This is a genomic window from Njordella calcicola (assembly GCF_056494125.1).
This window is the reverse complement of record NZ_CM151396.1, coordinates 710,627-734,651: the sequence shown is the minus strand read 5'-3', so window position 1 is coordinate 734,651 and position 24,025 is coordinate 710,627. Positions and strand designations below refer to the sequence as shown.

The 24,025-nt window shown below is 52.4% G+C and carries 20 protein-coding genes; 7 read left to right on the top strand and 13 right to left on the bottom strand.

All coding sequences use genetic code 11. The features are described 5' to 3' along the window. Window positions 1-11 precede the first annotated feature (11 nt). Together SH302x_RS02765 and ispH are read right to left on the bottom strand one after the other, a co-directional pair. The gene (locus tag SH302x_RS02765) at window positions 12-1,652 is read right to left on the bottom strand and encodes a hypothetical protein (RefSeq protein WP_479367174.1); all 1,641 of its coding nucleotides are present in this window, start codon (window positions 1,650-1,652) and stop codon (window positions 12-14) included. 4 nt (window positions 1,653-1,656) lie between these two features. Then, window positions 1,657-2,610, bottom strand: coding sequence for a 4-hydroxy-3-methylbut-2-enyl diphosphate reductase (ispH, locus tag SH302x_RS02760; RefSeq protein ID WP_479367173.1), 954 nt, complete (start codon window positions 2,608-2,610; stop codon window positions 1,657-1,659). Window positions 2,611-2,705: 95 nt separating this feature from the next. Here ispH and hpnC point away from each other — a divergent pair, with 95 nt between their 5' ends. The 3 genes from hpnC to hpnE all read left to right on the top strand — a co-directional run bounded on the left by hpnC (window position 2,706) and on the right by hpnE (window position 6,107). Continuing rightward, complete coding sequence (gene hpnC / locus SH302x_RS02755; RefSeq protein WP_479367172.1) at window positions 2,706-3,611, top strand: squalene synthase HpnC; 906 nt, start codon at window positions 2,706-2,708, stop codon at window positions 3,609-3,611. Between the two features lie 108 nt (window positions 3,612-3,719). Then, window positions 3,720-4,655 carry a phytoene/squalene synthase family protein gene (locus SH302x_RS02750; protein WP_479367171.1) on the top strand — a complete coding sequence of 312 codons (936 nt, stop codon included), beginning with the start codon at window positions 3,720-3,722 and terminating at the stop codon, window positions 4,653-4,655. A gap of 9 nt (window positions 4,656-4,664) precedes the next feature. After that, window positions 4,665-6,107 (top strand): hydroxysqualene dehydroxylase HpnE, encoded by a 1,443-nt coding sequence (gene hpnE / locus SH302x_RS02745; protein ID WP_479367169.1) that lies wholly within the window; start codon window positions 4,665-4,667, stop codon window positions 6,105-6,107. Between the two features lie 23 nt (window positions 6,108-6,130). Here the strand turns inward: hpnE and SH302x_RS02740 are convergent, their stop codons facing one another. Further along, window positions 6,131-7,228, bottom strand: a complete 1,098-nt coding sequence (locus SH302x_RS02740) for a hypothetical protein (protein ID WP_479367168.1) — start codon at window positions 7,226-7,228, stop codon at window positions 6,131-6,133. A 37-nt stretch (window positions 7,229-7,265) separates the two neighbouring features. Next, window positions 7,266-8,120: an SDR family NAD(P)-dependent oxidoreductase gene (locus SH302x_RS02735; protein WP_479367166.1), complete on the bottom strand. Its 855-nt coding sequence runs from the start codon at window positions 8,118-8,120 to the stop codon at window positions 7,266-7,268. A gap of 64 nt (window positions 8,121-8,184) precedes the next feature. Between SH302x_RS02735 and pyk the strand changes: the two genes are divergently transcribed. Continuing rightward, complete coding sequence (gene pyk, locus SH302x_RS02730) at window positions 8,185-9,675, top strand: pyruvate kinase (RefSeq protein ID WP_479367164.1); 1,491 nt, start codon at window positions 8,185-8,187, stop codon at window positions 9,673-9,675. A gap of 250 nt (window positions 9,676-9,925) precedes the next feature. Continuing rightward, a complete protein-coding gene (ruvB, locus tag SH302x_RS02725; protein WP_479367163.1) occupies window positions 9,926-10,963 on the top strand; it encodes a Holliday junction branch migration DNA helicase RuvB in 1,038 nt (345 codons plus the stop codon). A 39-nt stretch (window positions 10,964-11,002) separates the two neighbouring features. On the opposite strand, the gene SH302x_RS02720 is transcribed toward ruvB, so the two are convergent. The 8 genes from SH302x_RS02720 to SH302x_RS02685 form a co-directional block, all read right to left on the bottom strand. Then, complete coding sequence (locus SH302x_RS02720; RefSeq protein WP_479367162.1) at window positions 11,003-13,459, bottom strand: flagellar hook-basal body complex protein; 2,457 nt, start codon at window positions 13,457-13,459, stop codon at window positions 11,003-11,005. Window positions 13,460-13,503: 44 nt separating this feature from the next. Next, window positions 13,504-13,941, bottom strand: a complete 438-nt coding sequence (locus SH302x_RS02715; RefSeq protein WP_479367161.1) for a flagellar hook assembly protein FlgD — start codon at window positions 13,939-13,941, stop codon at window positions 13,504-13,506. A 201-nt stretch (window positions 13,942-14,142) separates the two neighbouring features. Beyond that, window positions 14,143-15,996, bottom strand: coding sequence for a flagellar hook-length control protein FliK (locus SH302x_RS02710; protein ID WP_479367160.1), 1,854 nt, complete (start codon window positions 15,994-15,996; stop codon window positions 14,143-14,145). Window positions 15,997-16,106: 110 nt separating this feature from the next. Then, a complete protein-coding gene (locus SH302x_RS02705) occupies window positions 16,107-16,754 on the bottom strand; it encodes a hypothetical protein (protein WP_479367159.1) in 648 nt (215 codons plus the stop codon). Between the two features lie 67 nt (window positions 16,755-16,821). Further along, window positions 16,822-17,265, bottom strand: a complete 444-nt coding sequence (locus tag SH302x_RS02700) for a flagellar export protein FliJ (protein ID WP_479367158.1) — start codon at window positions 17,263-17,265, stop codon at window positions 16,822-16,824. After that, the gene (locus SH302x_RS02695; protein ID WP_479367157.1) at window positions 17,262-18,611 is read right to left on the bottom strand and encodes a FliI/YscN family ATPase; all 1,350 of its coding nucleotides are present in this window, start codon (window positions 18,609-18,611) and stop codon (window positions 17,262-17,264) included. The genes SH302x_RS02700 and SH302x_RS02695 overlap by 4 nt, the downstream gene beginning before the upstream one ends. A 5-nt stretch (window positions 18,612-18,616) precedes the next feature. After that, on the bottom strand, window positions 18,617-19,291 hold the full coding sequence (locus SH302x_RS02690) for a FliH/SctL family protein (protein WP_479367156.1): 675 nt from the start codon (window positions 19,289-19,291) through the stop codon (window positions 18,617-18,619). A gap of 25 nt (window positions 19,292-19,316) precedes the next feature. Then, entirely contained in the window at window positions 19,317-20,600 is a 1,284-nt protein-coding gene (locus tag SH302x_RS02685; protein ID WP_479367155.1) for a FliG C-terminal domain-containing protein, read from the bottom strand. A 426-nt stretch (window positions 20,601-21,026) separates the two neighbouring features. On the opposite strand from SH302x_RS02685, the gene thrC reads away from it, so the two are divergent. After that, window positions 21,027-22,469, top strand: a complete 1,443-nt coding sequence (gene thrC, locus SH302x_RS02680) for a threonine synthase (protein ID WP_479367153.1) — start codon at window positions 21,027-21,029, stop codon at window positions 22,467-22,469. A 43-nt stretch (window positions 22,470-22,512) separates the two neighbouring features. Beyond that, window positions 22,513-23,316, top strand: coding sequence for a 4-hydroxy-tetrahydrodipicolinate reductase (dapB, locus tag SH302x_RS02675; RefSeq protein WP_479367152.1), 804 nt, complete (start codon window positions 22,513-22,515; stop codon window positions 23,314-23,316). A 61-nt stretch (window positions 23,317-23,377) separates the two neighbouring features. Here the strand turns inward: dapB and SH302x_RS02670 are convergent, their stop codons facing one another. After that, a complete protein-coding gene (locus SH302x_RS02670; RefSeq protein ID WP_479367151.1) occupies window positions 23,378-24,001 on the bottom strand; it encodes an HAD family hydrolase in 624 nt (207 codons plus the stop codon). Window positions 24,002-24,025: the final 24 nt, after the last annotated feature.

Genomic DNA, 24,025 nt, shown 5'->3' with positions numbered 1-24,025 from the left:
ATACCGCTGAATCAAGGTTCTTGTTCACTAAAAACTGGCTCCCAGCGATAGACGGACAGACGCTGAGCCGCATTTCCATATAATTTTTTATAGGATTTCGCAGGCAGCCGCCAGCTTTTCTCCAACGCCGCTAGCCAAGGCTCCAAACGTCCATCCGGCGCACGAACCACAAGCAGCAGCCCCCTCCGGTAGTCAGGAGCCCGGCTGCTGTCTGGAGGCTGTTCATGCCCTGCCGCCGCGGCCCCCCCAGCCAACTCCAACGACCGATCCTGAATTCGGTTGGCGACCAGCAAAGTGTCTTTCCACGGAATCAAATACGGGCTCGCCGAGTACAACTTGCAGGCCGCTTGCAGCCCATACAACAATTGCTCGGCTCCGTATTGTTCGATAGACTCTGGGCTTGAGGTTTCAACCAGCATCGGTGCAAAAGCGAGTTGATCGCTGCGCTGAGATCGAATCTCGTCAGCAACAATCGTCGCTACCTCTGGCCAGTTTTCATGACGCTGCCAGATCACCGGCTGGCCGTATCGAATCCAATAGGGCCCGCCTTGCGTTATCATCCAGCTTGATGCCATCACGCAAATGGCCCCTATGACACGCCACCTTACCACGACATCGGCCAGCAGCAGTCCGACCGCCAACAACAAGATCGGATAACCGCCAATCAGATAACGCGTATGCACTAAGGGTGCTAATTGCAAAGCGGCCATAGCCCAGATGGTGAGCACTGCGATCAAACAAGCCAGAGCGAGTGTCACTGCCAATCTTTGTCGATCCACCACATCCGCCGGCAAACCTTTGCGGCGTTGGAAGACAAACGCGACTAACAGCGCTGGCAAAAACCAAGCATCGATTGGCAGTAAAGTGCGGATCGCCGTGAAGCTGGTTTGACTCGCAAACACTTGCCATAATGCCCGGCTTTGCCCGATCTGCCAGAGTTCAAACAACGCTGGCAAAACAATGAGGAAAACCAGCACAACTCGCCTCAGCAAGCGATGACTGCGATCTCGAACATCGGTCTTGTTCGACACTGTCAGTAGCATCACAAATTCTGCTAGCCATAAGGCTACCACCATGATCCAGGCTGTGTAATGGACATACACTGCTCCGGCAGCCGCCGTGACATAGCAGGCTTCCCGAATTCTTGTGCGACCGGGCAGGTTAGAAAGCTGCGTTACTGCAGCAATCGTCATTAATAATGCGACAGCCGCGTAGGGCCTCGCTTCCACCGCATAGAACCAACTGATCTGGTCACAAACCAACAGCCCGCCTAAGCCCATCAAAAGTAGCCACGAAGACCGCACGCGATACATTTGGTGGCCGATCAACGCGAAGGCGCTAAACCAACAGACCAGCGTTGGCAGTCGCAGTAGACATTGCTTGATAAAAGGGTTTGTCGACGAATCGGTGACCAGCAAGAAAAGGGAGGGCAAGTAAAACCAAGTCGGCGATTGATTGCCAAATTTTGCGCGTTGGGCCACCGCTTCGAGACCATCGCTGCAAGTCCAGTACGTATGCAGTTCATCGATCCACAACGGTTCGCGTAACGTGACCAGCCCCCCCCAGATCGCCGCGGTCCCGAGCATCAAGGCCGCCAGCCAGCCTTTGGCCAACGACGCGGATGTTGGGTTGTTTTCGCCAAAGCCTTGCATCACCTCAAGAGCCAGCCAATGCAGGACTGCTGGGCGGATGCCGCAGTTTCTTTGGTAAAGGGAACACGACCACTTCCTCACGTATCGATTGCTGGCTGACGGTGGCCTGGAAGTTGATTCTCAGATAATCGATTGTCGATTCGACAACTGTTTCGGGCGCACTGGCTCCGGCGGTGACCAACACCTTATCGCCCACGCTAAACCATTCGTTGCGCAGGTCCTGAGGGCCATCGACCAAATAGGCTGGCTTTCCTATCTCAGCGGCCAGTTCTCGCAGGCGTTGGCTGTTGCTGCTATTTTGGCTTCCCAACACGATAACCTTGTCGACCGCTTGACTGAGTATTCGAACCGCTTCCTGACGATTTTGAGTCGCGTAGCAGATATCTTCTTTCGGCGGCCCAACGATCCATGGGAATCGCTCCTTTAAGCGATTGATGATCCGATTCGCGTCGTCGACACTAAGCGTGGTTTGTGTAAGGTAAGCAAGTTTGGTTGTCGACTGAAAAACCAACCGGTCCACATCTTCAGTGTCTTCCACCAGCAAGATCGCTTCAGGTGCCTCGCCCATGGTACCAATCACCTCGTCATGACCTTCGTGACCAATCAAAATGATCGTGTAACCCTGTTTTGCGAACTTGATCGCTTCAAGGTGGACCTTCGTTACCAGTGGGCAAGTAGCGTCGATCGCGTTCAGATTCCTGGAATCGGCTAAACGACGAATCTCGGGAGAAACACCATGCGCGGAGAACATGAGCGTCGCGCCGACGGGAACTTCATGCAAATCTTCAATGAATATTGCCCCTCGCTGCTTAAATGTTTCGACGACATACTGGTTGTGAACGATTTCATGATAAACGTACACCGGAGCGCCGAAGCGTTGCAGCGTTAGCTCCAAGCTTTGGACCGCCATATTGACGCCAGCACAAAATCCTCGGGGTGATGCAACTATGATTTCCATGATATTTTTTATAGCCAGTGAAACTCTTGAGGCGACCAATCGGCTTCCACAAGATAGCTAACTGGCTGATTGACTGACAAACAGGCGGATTGACTGTGACGGATTCGACGGAACAACGAACTGCAAAAAACATCGCGAGTGCAAACGAATACTGTCGTCGGCTAGCCACGACGCATTACGAAAATTTTTCGGTGGCCAGTTTACTCATTCCCAAGGAATTGCGGCAAGACTTTTTCAATCTTTACGCATTCTGCCGCTGGTCCGACGACTTGGCGGACGAGCAGCCATCACCTGAGATTGCTCTCCGTGCCCTTAAATCATGGCGTAACGAACTGTACCAAGTCCTTGCTGGCCAGCCTTCCACCAACCCCATTCTGACTGCTTTGTCTGATACCGTAAAGCGAAGAAAGCTGGCAACCAAGCCATTATTTGATTTGCTGGATGCCTTTGAGCGGGATCAGATTCAGACTCGTTATCAGTGCACTCAGGATTTATTGACCTATTGCCACGGCAGTGCCAACCCGGTCGGACGCCTGGTGCTGAATCTGGCAAATGTGACTTCCAGTCGTGAATTATCGCTTAGCGATACAATTTGCACCGGTTTGCAATTAGTGAATTTCTGCCAAGATATGCAGCGGGATGCCCAGCTAAACCGCATCTACATGCCTGCCGAACTGTACCGAAAATTTGGAGCAACCGAACCCATGGTGCTGGCTGGCAAGCCCACCAAAGAATTGCAATTGGCCCTACAAGCCTGGGTTACTGAGGCCCGAAACTATTTCGTACAAGGCTGGGAATTGTGGCGTTCCGTCCCACGCTGGCTCGCTCGCGATATACACTTGTTTGCCGGCGGAGGGCTTGCTATCTGCGATGCGATTGCCGCTCAAAAGTTCGACGTTTGGACTCAGCGTCCTACGGTGAGTAAAAGCCGAAAGCTGATATTGTTGACGCGGGCCTGCGTCACTCATCGCATGCCATACACTCGCTACTTCAAAACTTGATCTCACGAGCGTGACAAGACTAAAGTACAACATCATCCGCCTCAGCCTCTCCGGCAATTACAACCAGCCGGAGATAGTCAACTTGCATAACCACTTGAAAACCCAACAGTGCTAAACCATTACCAACTAGCGGAATCTCAACAGTATTGTCGGGACATTGTGCGGCAGAGCGGAAGCAGCTTTCGCAAATCGTTCGCATTCCTGAGAGCCGATGCTCAGCAAGCAATGCACACGTTGTATGCGTTCGCCAGATTGACCGACGATCTTGCAGACGATTCGGCTTTGGATCGCACAACCGCGACTGCGGCCTGCGAGCACTTGCTCTGGTGGCTAGGCACCGTTGAATCCGCTGAAGAAAACGTTCAGCCTGCCGAGTTGGCCATCCAAGCTTCGCCGGTCTTGAGTCGCTTCCTGCGGATGGTACCCGCGCTGCTGGAACTCAAAACGCAATTCCATTTGGATTTCAACTACCTCGCTGACTTGGTTCGCGGAGCTGAGTTCGATTTGAATCCGCAAGCAATGATTCAAACTCGCGATGGCCTGCATCAGTATTGCCGTTGGGTCGCCTCCTCAGTTGGTCTTGCATGTATCCAGATTTGGAGAGGGGATTTGGAGGTGTGCCAGCCAGCCGCTATCCAGTGCGGGCTTGCTTTTCAATTGACCAATATTCTGCGAGATGTTGCCGAAGACGCAGCGAGGGGACGCATCTATCTGCCCGCCGAGTCGCTGACGCAATACGGTTGCTCTCCAGCCAAATGGTTGAATCAAAAGCCCGACGGCGATTGGCGCGGCTTAATGAAGGACTACATTCAACAGGCTCTGCAGCACTATGCAGTCGCCCAACCGCTGATACATAATTTGCCGCTGGATGGCAGTCGCATGTTCTCGCTGATGTGGAAATCGTATCGCACGCTGCTTGTCGAAGTCGATCGACAGCTCGATATCGTATGGCAACAACGCATTCGAATCCCCTTGCATCGCAAAACGATCCTGTATCTTCAGCATGCGATCACACCTGTTTTTCTTAGGACATGCTCTCGATAGTACGCACCTATGAATGACGAGACAAAGAACCCACGAAGAATCGCGGTTGTCGGCGGAGGACTTGCCGGGATCGCCGCGACCATCGCACTCGCCAATGCAGGCTTCTACGTAAGCCTATTCGAATCAAAGGAACGTCTGGGTGGTCGAGCCGGATCCTTTGAAGATCCACACAGTGGTGAAGTGATCGACTATTGCCAGCACGCTGGTATGCGCTGCTGCACCAATCTTACGCATTTGATTCGATTGCTGAATCAAGAGCAGGCCTGGTCATTTGAGCGCACGCTGCATTTCTATGATGCCGACGGAAAGCACTTGCCACTGCAGGCTTGGCCCTGCCCTGCTCCGTTGCACTTGAGCGGGCTGTTAATGCGTTGGCCAGGCTTGAATCTTTTTGAACGTCTAGGAATCGGTCGGGCCATGATCGCTCTGATGCGTATGCGGGATGATGATCCGGCTCTCGAAGACTTCGCGTTAGCTTGGTTGCGACCTCGGCAATCGGAAAATGTCATCCAAACTTTCTGGAGCACGATCCTGGTTTCCGCTCTAGGCGAAACGATAGATCGAGTTGCGTTGAAGCCAGCTCGAAAAGTTTTACTCGATGGATTTGCCAATCATCGCCATGCTTATCAATTATTGATCCCCAAGCAACCTTTGAGCAAACTGTTCGATGAAGATGTCCGCACGTGGTTTGCGTCGCATTCCAAAATCCAGTTACATACCAGTACAAAGGTGGAACGTATTTTTTGCCCTAATGAAGCCCCCAATGCAACAGCTCTACCAGGCAGAATCGGCATCCAATTTACAAAGGATCGCTGTGCAACAACCCAATATTTTCAAGATGTCATTTCTTGCATTCCATGGTTTCGACTGTCCGATGTATTAGACTACGGTTCAATGGGACGTGCTCAACCGCCGATTGCACTGGAACCCTCACCGATTACAGGGCTCCATACTTGGTGGGATAAAGCTTGGATGCCTACGCCGCATGCAATCTTGGTCAACCGGTTATGCCAGTGGGTCTTTCCAAAAACGCAAGAAGAAGCTGCTTCGCCAGACCAGCAGTACTATCAAATTGTGATCAGCGCCTCACGGGACTTTCAATTGCGGAACCGACCGGATATCGAAACGGTTCTCCGCAACGATCTGAAGACCGTGTTTCCAGAGATCCAAAACGCCAGGCTCTTGCGAACTCGCGTCGTGACAGATCCACGCAGCGTATTCAGTGTCACTCCGCAAAGTGTTTCGAGTCGATGGTTGGTCGACCGTTTTGCGTCCGCAAATGTCTGGCTGGCCGGGGACTGGACTGCGACAGATTGGCCAGCCACCATGGAGGGTGCAATCCGCAGTGGTTTTCTCGCCGCCAAGCAAGTCGCGGCTGCGCATCATATTCAATTGTCAGGCCCGTTGGCTGAATTGCCGCATGGGTGGCTAGTACGTATGCTCTCAAGTTGAATTGTAAGCTGCAACATTGGGAACTACGCCGTTAATCGCGAGCGAAATAGTTTTAGAAAGCGAGCTTGGTCTTCCTCTGGCACTTGGTTGGACAAAGGAACCGCGAGATGCAATCGTTGTTGAATGTGATGCAGGCTGCGATCTTCGATAGTTAGGAGGGCTTCGAGCCAATCCTCCACTGCTTCAAAGTCAAACTGCAATAGCTCCGCAATCTTTAAAGCCTCTGTCACGGCGGCATCGCCGCGGACCAAATCTCGAAGCAAGCGAATGCGAGAGGAAACGCCCGGAATCCGCATCCGCTGCAAAACCATAGCCGCGCGAAGCTGACCGCTCGAAGACATCTCGGCAAACCCTTTCGAAATCGCGTCGAGTGCTGCTTGGCTGCGCGACCTCGCAAGCCCAATGGCGGCCGCATCCGCAATCTTCGTTTCCGCATGGTCAATCATGGTGGTTAGCTGTTCCTCAATTCCAACCACGCGGCGACGGGTGATGACCTGCAGGCAAGCATCGATGATGGCTGTATTCTGCGGAGCGTCGTTTGATTGGATGGCTTGCAAAGCCAATTCAAAGACATGCAGCGCCGAATCGCGGGCGTTAAGTTCATCAATCGCGAATCTTAGCTTGTCGGGATCGACTTCCAGTTTCGATAATTCAACATTGTTCTGAACGCTTGCTTGCAAGTCCTCTGTCGACTGCTGATGCATTTGAAGTCGTCGCTGCATGAGCTCAATATCTACGCGAAAAAAGATCTTCGATTCCCGCTGCAAATTCACAAAGCGATGGATGTGTCCGTCGTAAGCATCAGGAGTTGCGATGGAATAGGCCTCGATCAATTTCCCGGCACAACGACAGACAGGATCGATAATCTTGCGATCGCGGCACATTGCGCTGGCCCGTAACAACGTTTCGTCCGCATGCGTTTGCGATGCGGGCAAATGGGACAGCATTGGAAAGTCCGGAAACGCTTGAGCAGGGCCGTAACTATCCCATGCGGCAAATACCGCTGGCAACAATGCAGGCGATTCACAGAAACTTGCCGACAGGCTTTCCAAAGCCGCCGATCGGACCTGGTATTCCGAGTGCTCCACCAGTTGCAGTAATTGTTCGTCGATAACTTCCATTGTAAGTTTTCCCTGGCATTCCTTAAATGCGATGGACTTATGGCTGATTCTTCCTACCGGCTGCCTTCGCAAACGAATTGACCACCAACCGATCGGCTAGTCCGGGGAAGAAGGCTGCGATGGCGAGCAAACAGCGGATTTTCCATGGTACGATCAATTCGGTCTTTCCCTTTGCTGCCGCATCCAATATCTGATTGGCCAACTGGACGGGATCGAGCAGCTTTAGTTGTACGCCTCCACCTGGTGCATTCAAGTGTTCTGGCAATTCTCGCTGGCTAGTCATTTCACCATAGCGAACGCCCGCATCCTGACGCGCGATGGGCCCTGTACAAACCAAAGTAACTCCGATGACCCTGTTCTCCCGTCGCAATTGTCTTGCAAAGGCAACTTGAGCCGACTTGCTGATGGAATAGACTCCCATTCCTGGTGCGGCCACAATCCCAGCCAGCGAGGCGATCAACACCATCTGCCCTCGCGTGCCGCGCAGACTTTCAAGCACCAATTGTGTTAAATGCAAACTGGAGAGGACGTTGACGTGCATCGCATCAAGCAAGTCTTCTGCACGGATCGTTTGAACGTACCCGCGATCCGACTTACCAACCGCTGCGATGCACATTGCGACCGCGTGCTGGCTGCAAAACTGGATGAACACATCCCTTTGATCGTTCGACGTCGCCGAAATCTCCGCTAGATCGAATGCAAAAATTTCGACATCAGGTGATCCCAGTTCTGTTAATTCTTGGTGTAGTCGGGAAAGAGTTTCAATGTCGCGACCGATGATGGCCAGCTTCGCACCGCAACTAGCAAGCCTGCGTGCAATCGCTAACCCTAGCCCACGAGAACCTCCACCGATTACGACCCATTGATTTTTCCATCGTCCGTCAAACGTCATCACAGCCCCGTTGCACTCATGCCCTGGTAAGATACAACCAGTAGGACTCGCATTCTACGCTACGATGGACTTTTTGGAACCAACGAACGACAGACCTGATATGCAAATTGCCACGCGTCCCAAAATCGCAGAAGCTCGAACCAAAATTGTAGCCACCGTCGGTCCAGCCTGTGAATCTGAAGACATGCTGGTCGAACTGATTAACCATGGCGTCGATGTGTTTCGCATCAATACTGCGCATGGTAAACAAGAAGACTACGAACGCATGCTAGGGAAAATCCGCAAAGCGCAGGCCAAATCGGGATTCCCCGTCGGCGTGCTTTTAGATTTGAGTGGTCCGAAAATTCGTCTAGGGCAGCTTGTACAAGACCCTATGCTGATGGAGACGGGCTCGCTGGTCAATTTCATCCGCGGTGACGTGACCGACGACCCAAAGTCTTTTACGTGCAACTACCCCAAGCTGATCGATGAATTGAATGTAGATAACCAAGTGATGTTGGCCGATGGCCGGATCGCTTTGCGGGTAATCGAAAAGACGCGAGATTGCATAACCTGTCGCGTTGAGATGGGCGGCGAGATTCGATCGCGACAAGGGATCAATCTGCCAGGCGTCGCACTCAGCGTGTCCGCGATGCGACCAGAAGATGTCCAGAACGCTCTGTGGGCAGCCAAGAACGACATCGATTTTATTTCGCTATCGTTTGTCCGCTCAGCCCAAGATGTTTACTCCTTAAAGAACTTGGTTGCCTCCATGGAATCCAACGCCATGATCATTGCCAAGATCGAGAAACGCGAAGCGATGCAACAACTGGAGTCCATCGTCGAAGCGGCCGATGCGGTGATGGTGGCTCGCGGTGATTTGGGTGTCGAGATTGATGTAGCGGAAACTCCGGTGGCCCAAAAACGGATCATTCAAGTTTGCCGCGATAAAATGAAGCCCGTCATTGTCGCAACTCAGATGCTGGAAAGCATGCACACCAGCACTCGACCGACACGAGCAGAAGCTAGCGATGTGGCTAACGCTATTCTCGACGGTGCTGACGCCTGTATGCTCAGCGGTGAGACCGCGATTGGCGAATACCCTGTGGAAACGGTCGAGATGATGAATCGCATTCTTTATAGTACTGAAGAGTTGCTAAAGGGAATGCCGAACGCAGGCCAAGCGAAGACAACCGAACAGGTCCACATCATCACGTCCGCAGTCACGCACAATGCAGCTAATATCGCTGAGACTATCAACGCGAAACTTGTTGTTGTCGCATCGCACTCTGGCGGCACGGCGTGGGTCAAAGCCAAACAGCGAAACTATATTCCAACTCTAGGCGTCAGCGATATCGATTCCACACTGCGACGGATGTGTTTGTTCTGGGGAATCATGCCCCACAAGGTTGAGAAACTAGATAGTCCTCAAGCGCTCGTGGATGACGTCAATCGATGGGGTTGTGAGACAGGCATGCTGACGCCGGGAGATATCGTTGTTTATGTCACCGGCACCGGAGTGCTCAGCGACACTCATAATTTGCTGATGGTACACACCGTACCGGCTCTATCATAAATGCGATCCAGTTCGTCCACCTCGCTCGGCCTTCCAGTTGAATTTTCGAGGTTTTGACGAGCGCGCGGCCAGCGACCCGCATCCAGTTCGGCGCGTCAACATTGGCGATTTTTCCAATCAGCGTTATGATACTCGGCTAGTTGGTTTCCGTTTTGCCCACTTTTGGCTGGGTTGAGTTGGACGATCGGTTTTTTGCGCGGCCCTCACTGCCAGCGGCCTAGTTGGACATTTTTTGGAGCGAAGTTCGCCAATGGTGCGAGAGAAGATTGTTGGCGACGATGTGCCAGAGCAACCAGAATCCGATGGTGTCCTACGTCCTAAACGCATGTCCGACATGGTTGGCCAACGCGAGGTCATGGAGGTACTTCAAATTGCGATCGATGCCGCCACGAAGCGCAATGAACCGCTGGGACATATCTTGCTGGATGGCCCGCCGGGACTTGGAAAGACCACCTTTGCAACTTGTCTCCCTCAAGAAATGGGCGTTAGCGTGCAGACCGCAAGCGGACCGGCGCTGAAGGCTCCTAAAGAACTGCTGCCGTATCTGACCAATCTCGAATATGGTTCCGTCTTATTTATAGATGAAATCCATCGTCTCCCCAAAGCCGTCGAAGAATACCTGTATACTGCGATGGAAGACTTCAAGGTAGATATTGTGCTGGGCGAAGGCGTCAACGCTCGGACATTGAATCTAGCCATTAAGCCTTTCACGTTAGTCGGGGCGACCACTCGAGCGGGGATGCTAAGCGGTCCACTGCGAGATCGCTTTCAGATTCGCGAACATTTGAGCTACTACGAAGTCGAAGATTTGGTCGAAATCTTGATGCGCAATTCCAAGAAACTCAATGTTCCCTTAGACCAAGAATCTGCCTTCGAGATCGCAAGGCGCTCTCGCGGGACGCCCCGCGTTGCAAACAACTGCTTGCTGTGGGTCCGGGATTACGCGCAAAGCAAAGCGAATGGAAGTATCACGATAGATGTGGCTCTGCGTGCTTTGAAGATGCGGGGAGTTGATGATATCGGGCTAGACCGTCAAGACCGACGTTACATGGAGACCATCATCCGCGTTTTCAGCGGCGGCCCCGCAGGCCTTGACGCCATCTCGCACACGATGAGCGTTTCGTCCGATACTCTGGAAGATGAAGTCGAACCGTTCTTATTGCGCAGCGAGTTTATCGTGCGTACATCACGAGGGCGATGCGTGACGGCAAAAGCGTATCGGCACCTGAAAATCATCCCGCCACCCAAAGACGATGTGGATGAGCCATCGGACGGCGCACTTTTCTAGCGCGCCGACCTTAAAAACGCAACTAAGTAAGCCCTCGAGTTATCGCCTTAAGTTCAGCAATTCATCGAACAGTTGCTGCGTGGCCGTGATGACTCGGGCATTACTTCGGTACTGCGTGCTTGCAAGTACAAGGTTTACCAAGTCGCCACCGACGTCGGTGTTGGAAAGTTCCAACGCACCGGACGAGACCGTGCCAATCCCATTTTCGCCGGGTCTTCCTTGGATCGGCAATCCCGTATTGATCCCCTGAGCGAACAAGTTCTGTCCACGCTGTTCAAGACCATTATTATTGGTGAAACGCGCCAAGCGGATTTGTCCCAAGTCTCGCGATACACCGTTGCTGAAGACACCTCTAATGGAGCCGTCTTCACCAATAATGTAACTGGTCAAAACACCCGGAGGAGATCCATCTTGACGAGACGCCGCAAGAGTCGAAAACTCGGACGCCAAACCGCTCACGCTGCTGAAATCGATCTTAAACTCTAACGGCTTTTCGCTTGGTAAACCATCGCGTTGAATAGCGACCGTCGAATTCGTTGCAGAGATAAAGTTACCGTTACCGTCAAAACGCACGAGGCCTGTTCCGACCGTAATGGATTGATTCGTCCTGGACTGAGAATCCCCCGAGTCTGCATACCAGCGATAAGTGGTGCTGTTATCGTCGCGACTCTCCAGGACGGCGGTAAGTCGAACGTTGAGCGGCAAGCCCAACGAGTCGTACGCCACGAAGTCTGCGGTGGCACTGCGTCCCACTGCTGTTTGCACGGAACCAAAAGCGAGGTTTGGTGTCGTTACCGCGCCAGAAGAATCGCGAAGTCTGAAACTTGTCAGGTCAATTTCCACCGCGTTATCAGTCCCAGTGTTGCCGACAACTCGCAAACGACCGTTGCTGATATACACACCCGGGAAGATCGTACCACCTTCACCCAGGACGTTATTCTGCGATGCAAGAATGGGGTTCGCAGCATCGTTGCTATCAGTCTGGATACCAGTTGTATCCGAAATGAAGCTCATCAAGTCCTGAACCGTGGTCGTGCTCGTAACTGTGAAGGTCGCTTCGGGAGTAACTCTTCCACCTTTGCGCGACCTGAAAGTCAACTCCCCTTCTTGGAAAGGACTGAGGTAATCAAATCCATCACGACGTGTTACGTTTACCAGCAGAGTATTGCTGTCGATCGTCGGTCCATCCAGATCGACCCGTTTATTACCCGTCACCGCCAGATTGCTAATCTCAGCGTCAGTTCGGCTATCGGTATAGCTGACACCTGGAGGAACGGTATCTACCAAGTAGAACGAGTTTGGATCATTCGCAAGATTTCGATAAATTCGAATTTCATCGTAAGCCGGGAACCCACCGCCAGAGGGTGGTGTGGGTGGAGTAGGAAAATTGCTTAAGTGAATTCGACCATTAACAACGTTCAATGGACCCACCAATTGACTAGGCCGTGACTCAGGTTCACCTGCCTTGAAGTAGGTGATCATGTACGTGTAGTTTCCATTGAGCGGATTGGTATCAAGTGCCGTTGAGGATAACGGAACGGAATTGTCGTCGATAAACGATCCACCCGTAGCGGCTGTGCCTAACAAGAAATGTTCGTTGCCGCCATCGGTGGTACGGTAAACTCGAATCTGAGAGAATTGAGTCCCACCGTTTGGAAGATTGTTAAGCACAATTTGATTATCCGCCAATCCGTTACCGGCCGGAACCGTAACGCTGATCGGATCGCTAGCTAGACTTTCTTCTCCTGCGGAATCAACAAACACAAGCCGGTAGCTATACGTTGCACCTTCGGGATGCGTCCCACTGCCACCTTCAGATTGTCCAACTGTCACCGCGGCCGACGAAGGTCGATTGGCGGATGTCACGTTGATGCCAGATCCAGTTGGTCGCGGAATCGAACCGTCACCTAGAATCGCACTTTGGATGATTTCAGAAACGGTCGCGATGTCACCTTGAGCCGACAAGGTACCTTGCATGGTGACCGATGTTGTGGCCTTTGCAACCGCCTCGGTACCCAGCGGCACTGTCAATGGCACCACCTGAGATGTCTGAATATTGAACTTGTCATCAATGCCATAACCGAGCAGTCGATTGCCGGTCGATGTGACCAATTCATTGGCTGCGTTGAGTCGGAATATCCCATTGCGGGTATATAACGTTTCTCCTTGGCCGCCCTGCACTTGAAAGAAACCATCCCCCTGAATCGCCAGGTCTGACGGATTACTACTGATTTCGATGGTGCCTTGGCGGAAGCTTTGATTGATGCCCGCAACCTGCACACCCAAACCTGTTTGACGCGGATTGGTACCGCCATTGCCCACCGTCGGCGCGGCTCCCAATGAAAGCGTCTGTAAGAACTGTGTAGCAAAGACGACTTCAGAAGATTTAAAGCCAACTGTCTGCGAGTTAGCGAGGTTGTTACCCAGCACATCAATCTGGGTCTCCGCTGCGTTCATGCCCGTCAGCGCAGTACTCAATGACGAAGTCAACCCCATTGCGTTGCTCCCAATAGCTTTCGACTAGAACTTCGAGGACTGTTTTACTCAGTCGGTACAATTTCACGAATGTTCTTTATATCGACTATTTGAGAGCCGACGTGCACTCGGATCTGACGATTGTTACGATCATTTTCGTCAACTTTGATCGATACGCTCGACACCTCACCTTTGACAGCCGTACCCTGGATGTCCAACGCGTCCACGGTTTTACCTATCAGATTGCTAGCTGTAGTAAGCTCTTGTGTGACCGAGAAACTACCAAGCGTATTCATCAGCGAGTCATTCGCTGCCAATGATCGCAGTTGACTAATTTGCTCTAGCAGCGCCGCGTTATCGGTGGGTTGCAGCGGGTCTTGGTTTTGTAACTCGGTGATGATCAAACTTAAGAATTGATCTTGGCTGAGCGTGTCAATGCTATTGCCCTTAGGTTGGGTGAAAGTTGAAGCCGCGTTGTTTGAGGTTCCATTGATCTGTGACATGAGTTATGCAATCCTTTGCGTTCTTCAGAGCGATTAAATTTGCAACTATTGCAATAGAGCCGTCGCGGGACCATGGAATCAAAAAACAACCGCTAAACCAGTTGGAATGACTCACCAGCCTTCTACCACTGGCATTTTTATCGATCCTAAGATTTCAATGCTAGAGGAATCTATGGCTCGAACTTATCCGGTTGCCATGCATCATGCTCGCAGGTTCAAAGTCGGGCTTCCTTGTGACGAAAGTGATGCACTGTCCAAGGGCACGTTGGTATCAACAGCCGACTGTGGCGTGATGCGATTGAACCTCGCTTCTCCAAACAGCCTTCCCTGCCCTGATTGCCCATTCGCATTCCCGCCATGGAATCCCGACTGCTGGAAGAAAGAGCCGCCGCTGCGATTGGGCTCGGGAGTCGACTGCATTTGCAATTCAAACTTCTCGATCGTAATGCCTTGCTCCGCTAGCTTGCTATGCAATTGAGGCAGATTCTCCTGCAGAACTTGTCTCGTCATTTCAGAATCCACAACGATCGTTGCCGATAATCGTTGCTGGTTCATGTGCAAGCTCATTTCAAGTGCGCCAAGCTCCGGTGGATGAAGTCGCAATTTCACCGAAGTAGAGCCATCGCTAAATTTTTCGAGCCCTTTGAGCACCCGTTGCAGTAGCCGCGATGCTTGGTACTCCGTAAGCGACTGTTCACCAGGAACCAACGGCGTACCAGTCGTACCTAACGTAGAGGCCTGACCGCTTTTTTGCCCCCCCTGCTGCACCGTACTGCCTGCCCCACCGCCTGCGGCGCCTGCCGATGTAGACGAAATAGCGGACGTCGATCCAACGGCAGAAGTCGCCGGTTGTACTTTGGAATTGTCGAAGGTCGTGCTCGGATTAGTTGTCGACACAACGCTGTCCGGTGAGATCGACTCTGATGGAGGCGGGCTCGCTAGATCGATGGCTGGGGCCAATGCGGCACTCGAAGCTGCCAATACGTCAGCCCCTGCAACCGTCGTGGATTGTGTTCCAGCGGGAACTGCGTTGATCGACGCTTGCTCAGCGGCCGCTATCTCCAAGCCGCCCGACGTAACGGACTGGATGCTGTCGGGGTTACGGCTTGGCTCGGTCGCTGCAGAAGGCTCCTGCGTTCGACGCGACTCAAGATGCTCTGCCCGTCGATTGCGAACAGCGCTTTCTGCTTGTCCAGCCTCTCGGAAAACCTGAGTTGATTCCAACGCAGACGCGAATTCTTGTTGGGCTGCCTGCCCAGTCTCCTCCGCTACGGGTTCGATCTGCTTTTGAGCATTGGGAAGTTCTGGAACGTTCAGCGAACTCGGAAGGCTTGAATCGACAAACGAGGTTTCGCGGTCTGCATTCTCTACAGGCTTGCTTTCGCGTCGGCGACGGCGGTCTTCTTGGGGAAGCTCATCTTTTGAGTTCACTAACGTGGCTGGAATCGACTCGGCTTCCGGTACTTTAGAATCCTCTTCATTGCCCATCCCTATTGCTTGCAGTGGATTGACCACATCGTCTTGTGCTGCTTCGGCCGAGACCGCTGCTTCGGCTGGGATCGATTCGTCCGTTTCGGCAGGACGCTGGACAACTTCAGAAGCAACCGTGGCTTGCTCGGCCAAGCCTGGTACAGCCTCATTTGTGTCAACTTTTTCTTCGACGGAATTTTGTTCCAGCGCACAGTTTGGCTGGAAGCCGTGATAGTAGCAGGCCGCAGCCACTAAACTTGCGTCCGTTTCCTTCGTCGAGGCGGAACCTTCTTCGCGGTCTTCCTCTTGCTCGCGTGATTGTGAAGTTGCTTCGGGATTGCTCGTTGGCTGCGTTGGTGTTGTCGAGGAAGGTTCACTTGCGCTGCGTGCCGTCGACGGCGGAATCGCAGGAGCGGCGACCATGGCCGATTGGAAGAAATCTGCCGTGAAGAGTTTGTCGAACAGCAAGCCTTGCGAAGAATTCCCTACGCCCAATAAATTGGCATTTGCGGAGCGGCGCCACTTATCGGCATACTCCGACGATGATTCATTGCGGCTTGTCGCTTGGACGAAAGCGTTCGTCATCGTAGAACCTCCCCCCGAAGGATCGTAGATGTGTTCGGACATCCTTTCTGCCCAACTCGCCATTGAGCTAGACAAAGCAATGCCAATACTACTTGCGAACTAGTAGGCGGCTAAGGCGATTGCGTAGAGGCTGTTTGGTCTAGCCCTACACCATCGCGAATCTTTGCCAGCACATCTTTAAGCTGTTCTGGTTGTGCATCCGCCAACTCTCGCAGTATCTTAGTTCGTTTATCGTCCGGTAAAGCTTTAATAATTGATACAACATCCTCCGGTGATCCATCTTCTAACATTTTTATCAGTTGAGCACTCGCTTGCTCCGGAGCTAGTAGCTCGATGATTTTTTGAACTTCTCCTAAAGTTTGGTCATTAAGATTCTTGGACCTCGCCGCGATCGCTTCGTCAAATGCCAGACGCCGGGCATCAAAGTCCTTGATGTCAACTTGGAGCTTGTTTTGCATGCTCTCCAGTTGTTCGCGGTAGCGATTCAATGCCCTTTCCCGCTGGTCGAACTCCAAGCTTTGTTGAGCTTTGGCAGCCACGATCTCTTCCCGGGTCGGCTTGGGAGCATCTTTATCTTTGGACATCGCCATTCGTAATCGTTCGCCTTCAATATCGATACCGTTTAGCGTGGCCACCAGTTTGACAAAGGTGTCCTGTTGAATGTTTCCACGGAAGAAAGATAGCAGCAAGATGATGACCTGAGCCAACACCGTTGCAGCACAGAACCAAAGGAACAAGTTTGCTAACTTTTTGATCATGATTGTTCTCCCACATGTACTTGGTGTCGCATCGCAATGCTATTCAACACGTTCGCAGCGGGCTCCTCTAGGACTGTTGGCGAATCAAATTGGTGCTTGTCCACTCATCCAAACGCGATTGCAATAGTTTTGCGTCGTGGACTTTCAATTGTTCGATGTGGTGCAGTTCCAAGTGCTCGATCGCTTTCAGATTTTTCATCGCAACAAGCAAAGCGGAATCGCGTCGTGCTTTTTCTGCTTGTAATAATTGCATTCGCTCTTGCATGGATTGAATTTGTATCCCTAACTGCATTTCATAGCGTTGCATATCGAGCAACTCGGTAACTTCTAATCCACCTGTCGATTGTTGTTTGCGTTGAGTGGTCAGCGATTCCAATTCGCCGGCGACTTCGTTCATCTGCTCTTGGTACATGCCAATAGCACGATTGATCTCTTCGACTTGCCCTGCCGCGACATCGCGTTGGCGTAATCGGACAGTCATCACGGAGGCTAAGCGAAACTTGCGGTTCATGCTGCGGCCTTCTGGATAGTACTGGAAGCGACTAACTGGTTAAGCTGTTTTAACATTTCATCCCAACTGACAATGCTGTTTTGCGCCTGACCAAGAAACGCCTCAATTGCGTCGCGTTTAGCGATGGCTTCGTCAATCTTGGGATTACTGCCAGCAGTGTAAGCACCGATGTTGATAAGGTCGGCGTTCTCTTGATAGACAGCCATCCACTGACGGATTTTACTGGCCAAAGCGCGGTGTTTTTCCGAAGCAATCTCGCTTTGCAATCGCGACAGTGACGGCAGTACATCGATTGCAGGGTAGCGACCATTAGCGGCAATCGAACGAGATAAGTGCAAGTGACCATCCAGCAATCCACGCAAAGCATCGCTGATCGGTTCGTTAGCATCATCGCCTTCCACCAGAACGGTATAGATCGCTGTAATAGAGCCTGATTTCGCATTTCCAGTTCGCTCGACAAGTTGAGGCAGCATTGCAAAGACACTGGGGGGGTATCCGCGAGTGGTTGGCACTTCGCCAGCGGCCAAGCCAATCTCGCGCTGCGCCATGGCAAATCGAGTGACGCTATCCATTAACAGTAGTACAGATTTCCCTTGATCGCGGTAAGCTTCTGCGATGGCGGTTGCTGTTTTCGCGGCCAGGATGCGCTTTGGCGCGGGTGTATCGCTTGTCGCAACCACGGTGACACATTTCTTGCGACCTTCTTCTCCGAGGTCTTTCTCCAGAAACTCGCGAACTTCGCGACCTCGTTCGCCGATCAACCCGATCACGACGACGTCGGCAACCGCTCCACGAGCCAGCATTCCCAGGAGCGTGCTTTTTCCGACACCCGACCCGGCAAAGATACCCAATCGCTGGCCGTAACCAATGGTCAGCAGCGAGTCGATCGCCCGGACGCCGGTGGCAAAGACCTGGCGAATCGGCGGTCGGTCCAACGCCGATACCGGCAAACAATCACATTCGACGCGATAGTTGGTGACCAGCGTCTCACTGCTATCCAGCGGCTTTCCCTCTGAGTCCAAAACCTTACCGAGCATCTCCGTGGAAATCGGAATGGTACGAGTGGCACGAATCAAACTGACGCGATCCCCTGGGCTCACGCCCGCCATAGGATCTAATGGGGCGAGGATACACAAGTTTCCGTCAAAGCCAATGACTTCCGCTTGGACAGGTGTGCCTGAGAGTCGCTGGATGCTCACCACCGCTCCAACCGGCGCGGGCATGCCCGCCGCGACAATGGTCGTGCCGCGAATCGAACTGACGCGGCCCGTCAGTTTGACATTGACGCTGCGAGCAAGGATCGGGGCCCACTGATGGGCCTTGGGAATCGTAGGTAATTGCAACATGAAGGCTATCGCATTTCTTCTACGAGTCGGTCGAGTTGTGAGACCAGTTGTGCATCGATTTCTAAATCGTCAGAACGAATGACTATCCCAGGCGACTGCAGCGACTCATCTTCAACAATGGTGATCTGTTGTTTCTGGCCAATCTTGGAAACGAAAGTATCCAGTCGTGGACCTAGCACTTTGCGATCTTCCGGATGGATACGGATTTGCAGCGAATGCTCGCCTCGCGCCAGCGAAATGCCATCGGAGATCCACTGCAGCAAAATCGAAGGGTCGATATCGATTTGTCTTCGCACTAATCTTTCTGCGATCACGATGGCCAGTGGTATGGTTTCGTGTTGCCATTGACGAAGCCATTGCTGAGTCGATTGTTCTAACTGCTCGGACAACTGCTCGAGCGACTGAAAACTTGCATCGATCCGTTCGGTTGCGATGGTAGCAGCTTGCTTTTGCGCCAACGATTCGAGATCCGCTTTTGCTGCCCGCTTGCCTTCTTCACGCGCGTTTTGTTTGATGGCTTCCGCTTCACCTCTGGCTTGGTTAATCAACTCTTGAGATTGAATACGGACTTGCTCCAGATGTTGGCGTGCTTTCGATAGCACATCCTCCCAGTTGAATCCTTCCAGCTTTTGCAGGGAAACTCCTGGGGGAAGATTGCGGGGTTTTAAGATGCTTGCCATACGAAGTACCCTTTTTCACTTGTCGTTATGCAACCATGAGATCGCTAGTACCGCTGGCGAATAAGCCTAGGTCTGCAGCGGACTGTACAATAGTGGATTGAGCTTGATCGATCTCATCAACCGAACGCTTGTCGAAGAGTTTTAAGCGAGCTCTTAAACGTGGAATGTCACGTGGACGCATCATCTTTTCAAAATGCGAAACCCACTTACGGCTAGCTCCTGACAGAGCTAGTAGAACTGTTTCCGGATTGCAGCATTGCACCACGCGGGCAAGGTCTTGCTTTGAAAGTTGCAGGAGCGCTTCGAAATCTTCGGCGTCATAGGCAACCACATCATCCGCTGCGGTTACAGCGGCAGGCGGCGACGCGACAACTGCATCGCTGACATCCGGTAACCGAGTGTGCTCCGCAATGCGAATCGACGGATTGGCTAAAGGGGAGATTGTGGCAGCGGTGGCAGCCATGGCTTCGGTGGGCAGCGAAGCGATCGCCGCCTCGGTTTCCTCGTCTACCATGGACTCAGAGAACTCAGTAGCCACGCTGCTATCGATACCCTCCAGTTGCTTGATCCATTGCGATCGAATCCCCTTGGGCAAGGATTCGAAAATGCCTTTTGCTTTGTTCATTCCCCATCCGCCGCCAGGGGAACGATCTCGAGCTTGCAGCAAGCGAGAATTCAGTTGGCCAGCGATTTCTGACAAGATCTCCAGTTCGGTGGTTCCTATTTTCGGCATGGCCGCCAACGTGCTTAACGCAACCTTGCTTGGCAGTGCCTGTAGAATCTCGCTTGCCAGGCCTTCAGGGGCGTGTGCTAGAACGGTAGCGATTAGGATCGGACGTTCGACTTGCAACAGTTCTGCCCAAACCTTGCTCGAAGCATCGTACCAAGCAATTCCAGAGCCGATGTGGCTGTTGCGTTCTAATTCGTTGCGGTATTCGCTGTGCGTTGTACCCAAGCCGCTCTCAGGAGTAAGCTTTTCGTAAGTGATATCCGCATAGTCATGTTGGCGAAAACCTTGCGCCAGCAGTTGTTCGGCCGGACTGACATCGGAATTGTCAACGCGGGCCGGAGGCTTTGAGGACGAAGCTTGAAGTCCCGGCGCGATTGATTGTAAAATCGGCCGCAGAGTTTCAAACGCTAAATCTCGTTCAGCAGTCGAGACCATGCCAAGCTGGTTCATCAGTTGGCGAATCGATGTAGCGGTCTCCCGAGGCAAGGAGCTCAGGATCCGCTGAGCGGGCGCTCGATCGATGCTCGAGAGCACAATTGCTAATTGCCGAATCTTTTGCTTGGATTCGGCGCTCGCCATAGTGGACTCCTCGAAGTGAAGATAGAGTGTGGAAATGCATTGTGCGGTCTTGGGGCACACCTCTTCTTTAATGTTTTTCGCAATTTTGTTGCAAGGTTGATTCGTACTTGCTTGCGCCAAATAGCAAGGCTCAGGTAGGGTGGGTTTCCCGAAAAGTTTCGGGAAATGAGCGTTGTCGGTCAGACTGCCATCCCTACAACCGGCGTAGATTTGGGGCAGCAGCCTACTTCCGCCAACCAGCCGCGAAAGGCTACAATCCTGGGAAATCGAGGAGCGAATTTCTGAATTGTTGTTAAACTAGTGCTGCGTTTTCGCGGATTGCAACAGTCGCTTGATCGAATTTTGTAGCGAAAACGGCACCTTAGTTAGAAAAAATCGATATCGCCAGCGGTTTTTGGCGTGAACTGAACTCGGAATTGGCATTCAATGGAAACGAAATTGGCATTCAAACAAGGAAATCCTGCTGTGGACAAGCATCCGGACGCCGCGTTCCAGCAGTGTTTGAACCTTGATTGTTCGGCCACCTACAGTGTGGGCGAAACGTTGACACGCTGCCCCAAATGCGGCGATTTGCTGGACGTAGTCTACGATTGGGATCGCCTAGAACTTCCGAAACGCTTGAGTGACTTCCAGCAGATGTGGAGTCGTCGGTACGAACCGCTGCGTTTTAGCGGCGTTTGGAGATTCCACGAATTGCTGCCCTACGCACCGCAAGACAAAGTTGTAACCGTTGGCGAAGGCCAAACTTTGCTGCAACAAGCAGATTCTGTAGGGCGATATGTAGGTATGAAGCCTGGCGGATTGTACCTGCAGTACGAAGGCATGAATCCTTCCGGGTCCTTCAAAGACAACGGCATGTGCGCAGCCTTCTCGCATGCGCACATGGTGGGAGCCAAGCGGGCGGCTTGTGCGTCAACGGGCAACACCAGTGCATCGCTGGCGATGTATTGTGCGGTCACTCAGTTGATGAAGGCGGTCATTTTTATCGGTTCGGGCAAGATCTCGTATGGCAAGCTATCTCAGGCTCTGGAGTACGGCGCGCTGACAATGCAGATTGCGGGCGATTTCGACGATGCGATGGCTCGCGTCCAAGAAATCAGTAAGCAGTTGGGGATTTATTTGGTCAACAGCGTCAACCCATTTCGCTTGGAAGGTCAAAAGACGGTCATGTTCCGCGTGCTGGAAGCCCTGCAATGGAACGTACCGGACTGGATTGTGGTGCCAGGTGGTAACCTTGGAAACAGCAGTGCGTTTGGCAAGGCCTTCATGGAGCTAAAGCATCTGGGCTTGATCGATCGAGTCCCCAGGTTGGCCGTGATCAATGCCGCTGGTGCAGACACGTTGGATGTCTTGTTTAACGAACGAGATTTGCACTGGGCCGACGGAAGGCCAGCGATGGAAAAGGCTTGTTACTACTACGATGAACTGGATGCAAGTCACGCCAAGGCGGATACTATCGCTAGTGCGATCGAGATCAATCGCCCCGTTAATTTGAAAAAGTGTCTGCGAGCGCTCGCGGTCTGCGATGGCGTGGTTCGCAAGGTCGCTGATCAAGAAATCTTGGATGCGAAAGCTCAAGTTGGCGCAGGCGGTATCGGATGTGAACCTGCCAGCGCTGCCAGTGTCGCGGGAGCCAAACTGCTGCGAAGCCAAGGTGTCATTGGAGCTGACGAACGCGTAGTTTGCATTTTAACTGGTCACCAATTGAAGGACCCAACGGCGACGGTCGCTTACCATACGACAGACCAGGATAAATTTAATGAAGTGCTGGGCAGTCGTGGCGTTTCACGAGCTTCCTATGCGAACCGAGCTGTAGCCGTTCCAAATGACCTGGATGCCATCGTGCGCGCCATCCAGCTTTACAGCTAGTCGATTCTCGCTAATCCAATCTCATTGCCCCCTACCCTACTCTATGACATTACCACTTCGTGTTGCGATTCATGGTGCCTCGGGCCGTAATGGCCGGCGGCTGATTAGTCTCATCGAGCAAGATGCAAGGTTCGCGTTAGCAGCCGCTTTGGTCAGTCCATCGAGCAAGCATCTGGGAGAAGATGCTGCAGCGATGTGCGGATTGAAAGGTAACGGGGTTCAAGTTGCCAGCCAATGGCCCAGCGACGTTCAGGTGTGCATCGATTTCTCGAACGCCAAAGCTGCATTAGCGGCCGTTGAACATTGCCGAAAAACGCGGATTCCGATTGTGGTAGCTTCGACGGGCCTCAGTGCCGACGACGAAGCAGCGATTGCAGCAGCAGCCGCGGAGATACCAATTTGCTACTCGGCGAATTTTTCACCGGCAGTCAATTTGACAATGAAGCTCGCTCAGCAAGCCGCTCGCGCTCTGGCCAAACTGGGCCAACAAGTCGACGTCGAAATCCTTGAGCGTCACCATCGCATGAAGGAAGATAGCCCAAGCGGGACGGCATTAAAGTTTGGACAGTTGATTGCTCCAGAACTTGGGCTAACTAAGCCCGTGCATGGACGCGAAGGCTTGGTAGGGAAACGCCCCGCCAACGAGATCGGATATCATGCCATTCGAATCGGAGATGACGCGGGGCAGCATACGATCTGTTTTGGGATGATGGGCGAACTGATCGAGTTGCGTTGTGCGGCAAGCAACCGGGACCCATATGCATCAGGCGCTTTAACGGCAGCGTTGTTCTTGACTCAACAACCCACGCCGGGCCTCTACAACATGTTTGATGTGCTAGGACTCTAGCCGCGGAGATAAACGCTCTCTTGCAGCAAGCGTCGGTTCATCGACTGACCACCAGGTACTGTTAAGCGCCAGATATACTTAACCGCTGCTGCAGCCAAAGCAGGGTGCTGGGCACATCGCGGTAAAGATGTGTTTGCCAGCCACGTTGTGCTGCTGCTAGGACGTTCGCTTCGCGATCGTCGATGAATGCAATTCTTTGTGGACGGGTTTTTGCTAATGCTTCCGATTTCGCGTAGATTGCGGGGGACGGCTTCATGCAGCCGACTTCATAACTGACCACAATCGAGGAGAACTGGTGAAAGTTCATGTCTGATTGCTGTTGGATCCAGTTCCAGTGGGACAGGCATGTATTGGAAAGCAAGCCGAACGGAATCGAATGCGCAATCAGCAGATTCAAGACCTGCAGGATCTCCCGATTGAACGTGAACATCGCGCTGGTTGCATCTAGAAACGCAACTTCATCGATCTCAATACCCAAGCAGCGTTCGCACTCTTGTACAAAACGACGAGAGCTTAACACGCCGGTCTCATACAACTCTTCCAACCCCGAGTTATAAATCACCCGATGGATCACGTCCGGAGAAACGTTTAGCAGCGAAGCAGCTTTGGTATCAGAAATGGAATAGTCGAAATGGTAAATCACATTACCAAGGTCAAAGTAAAAGAACTCAATCGGCTCGTTCATGAAGCAAGCAACATTCCTAAGGCA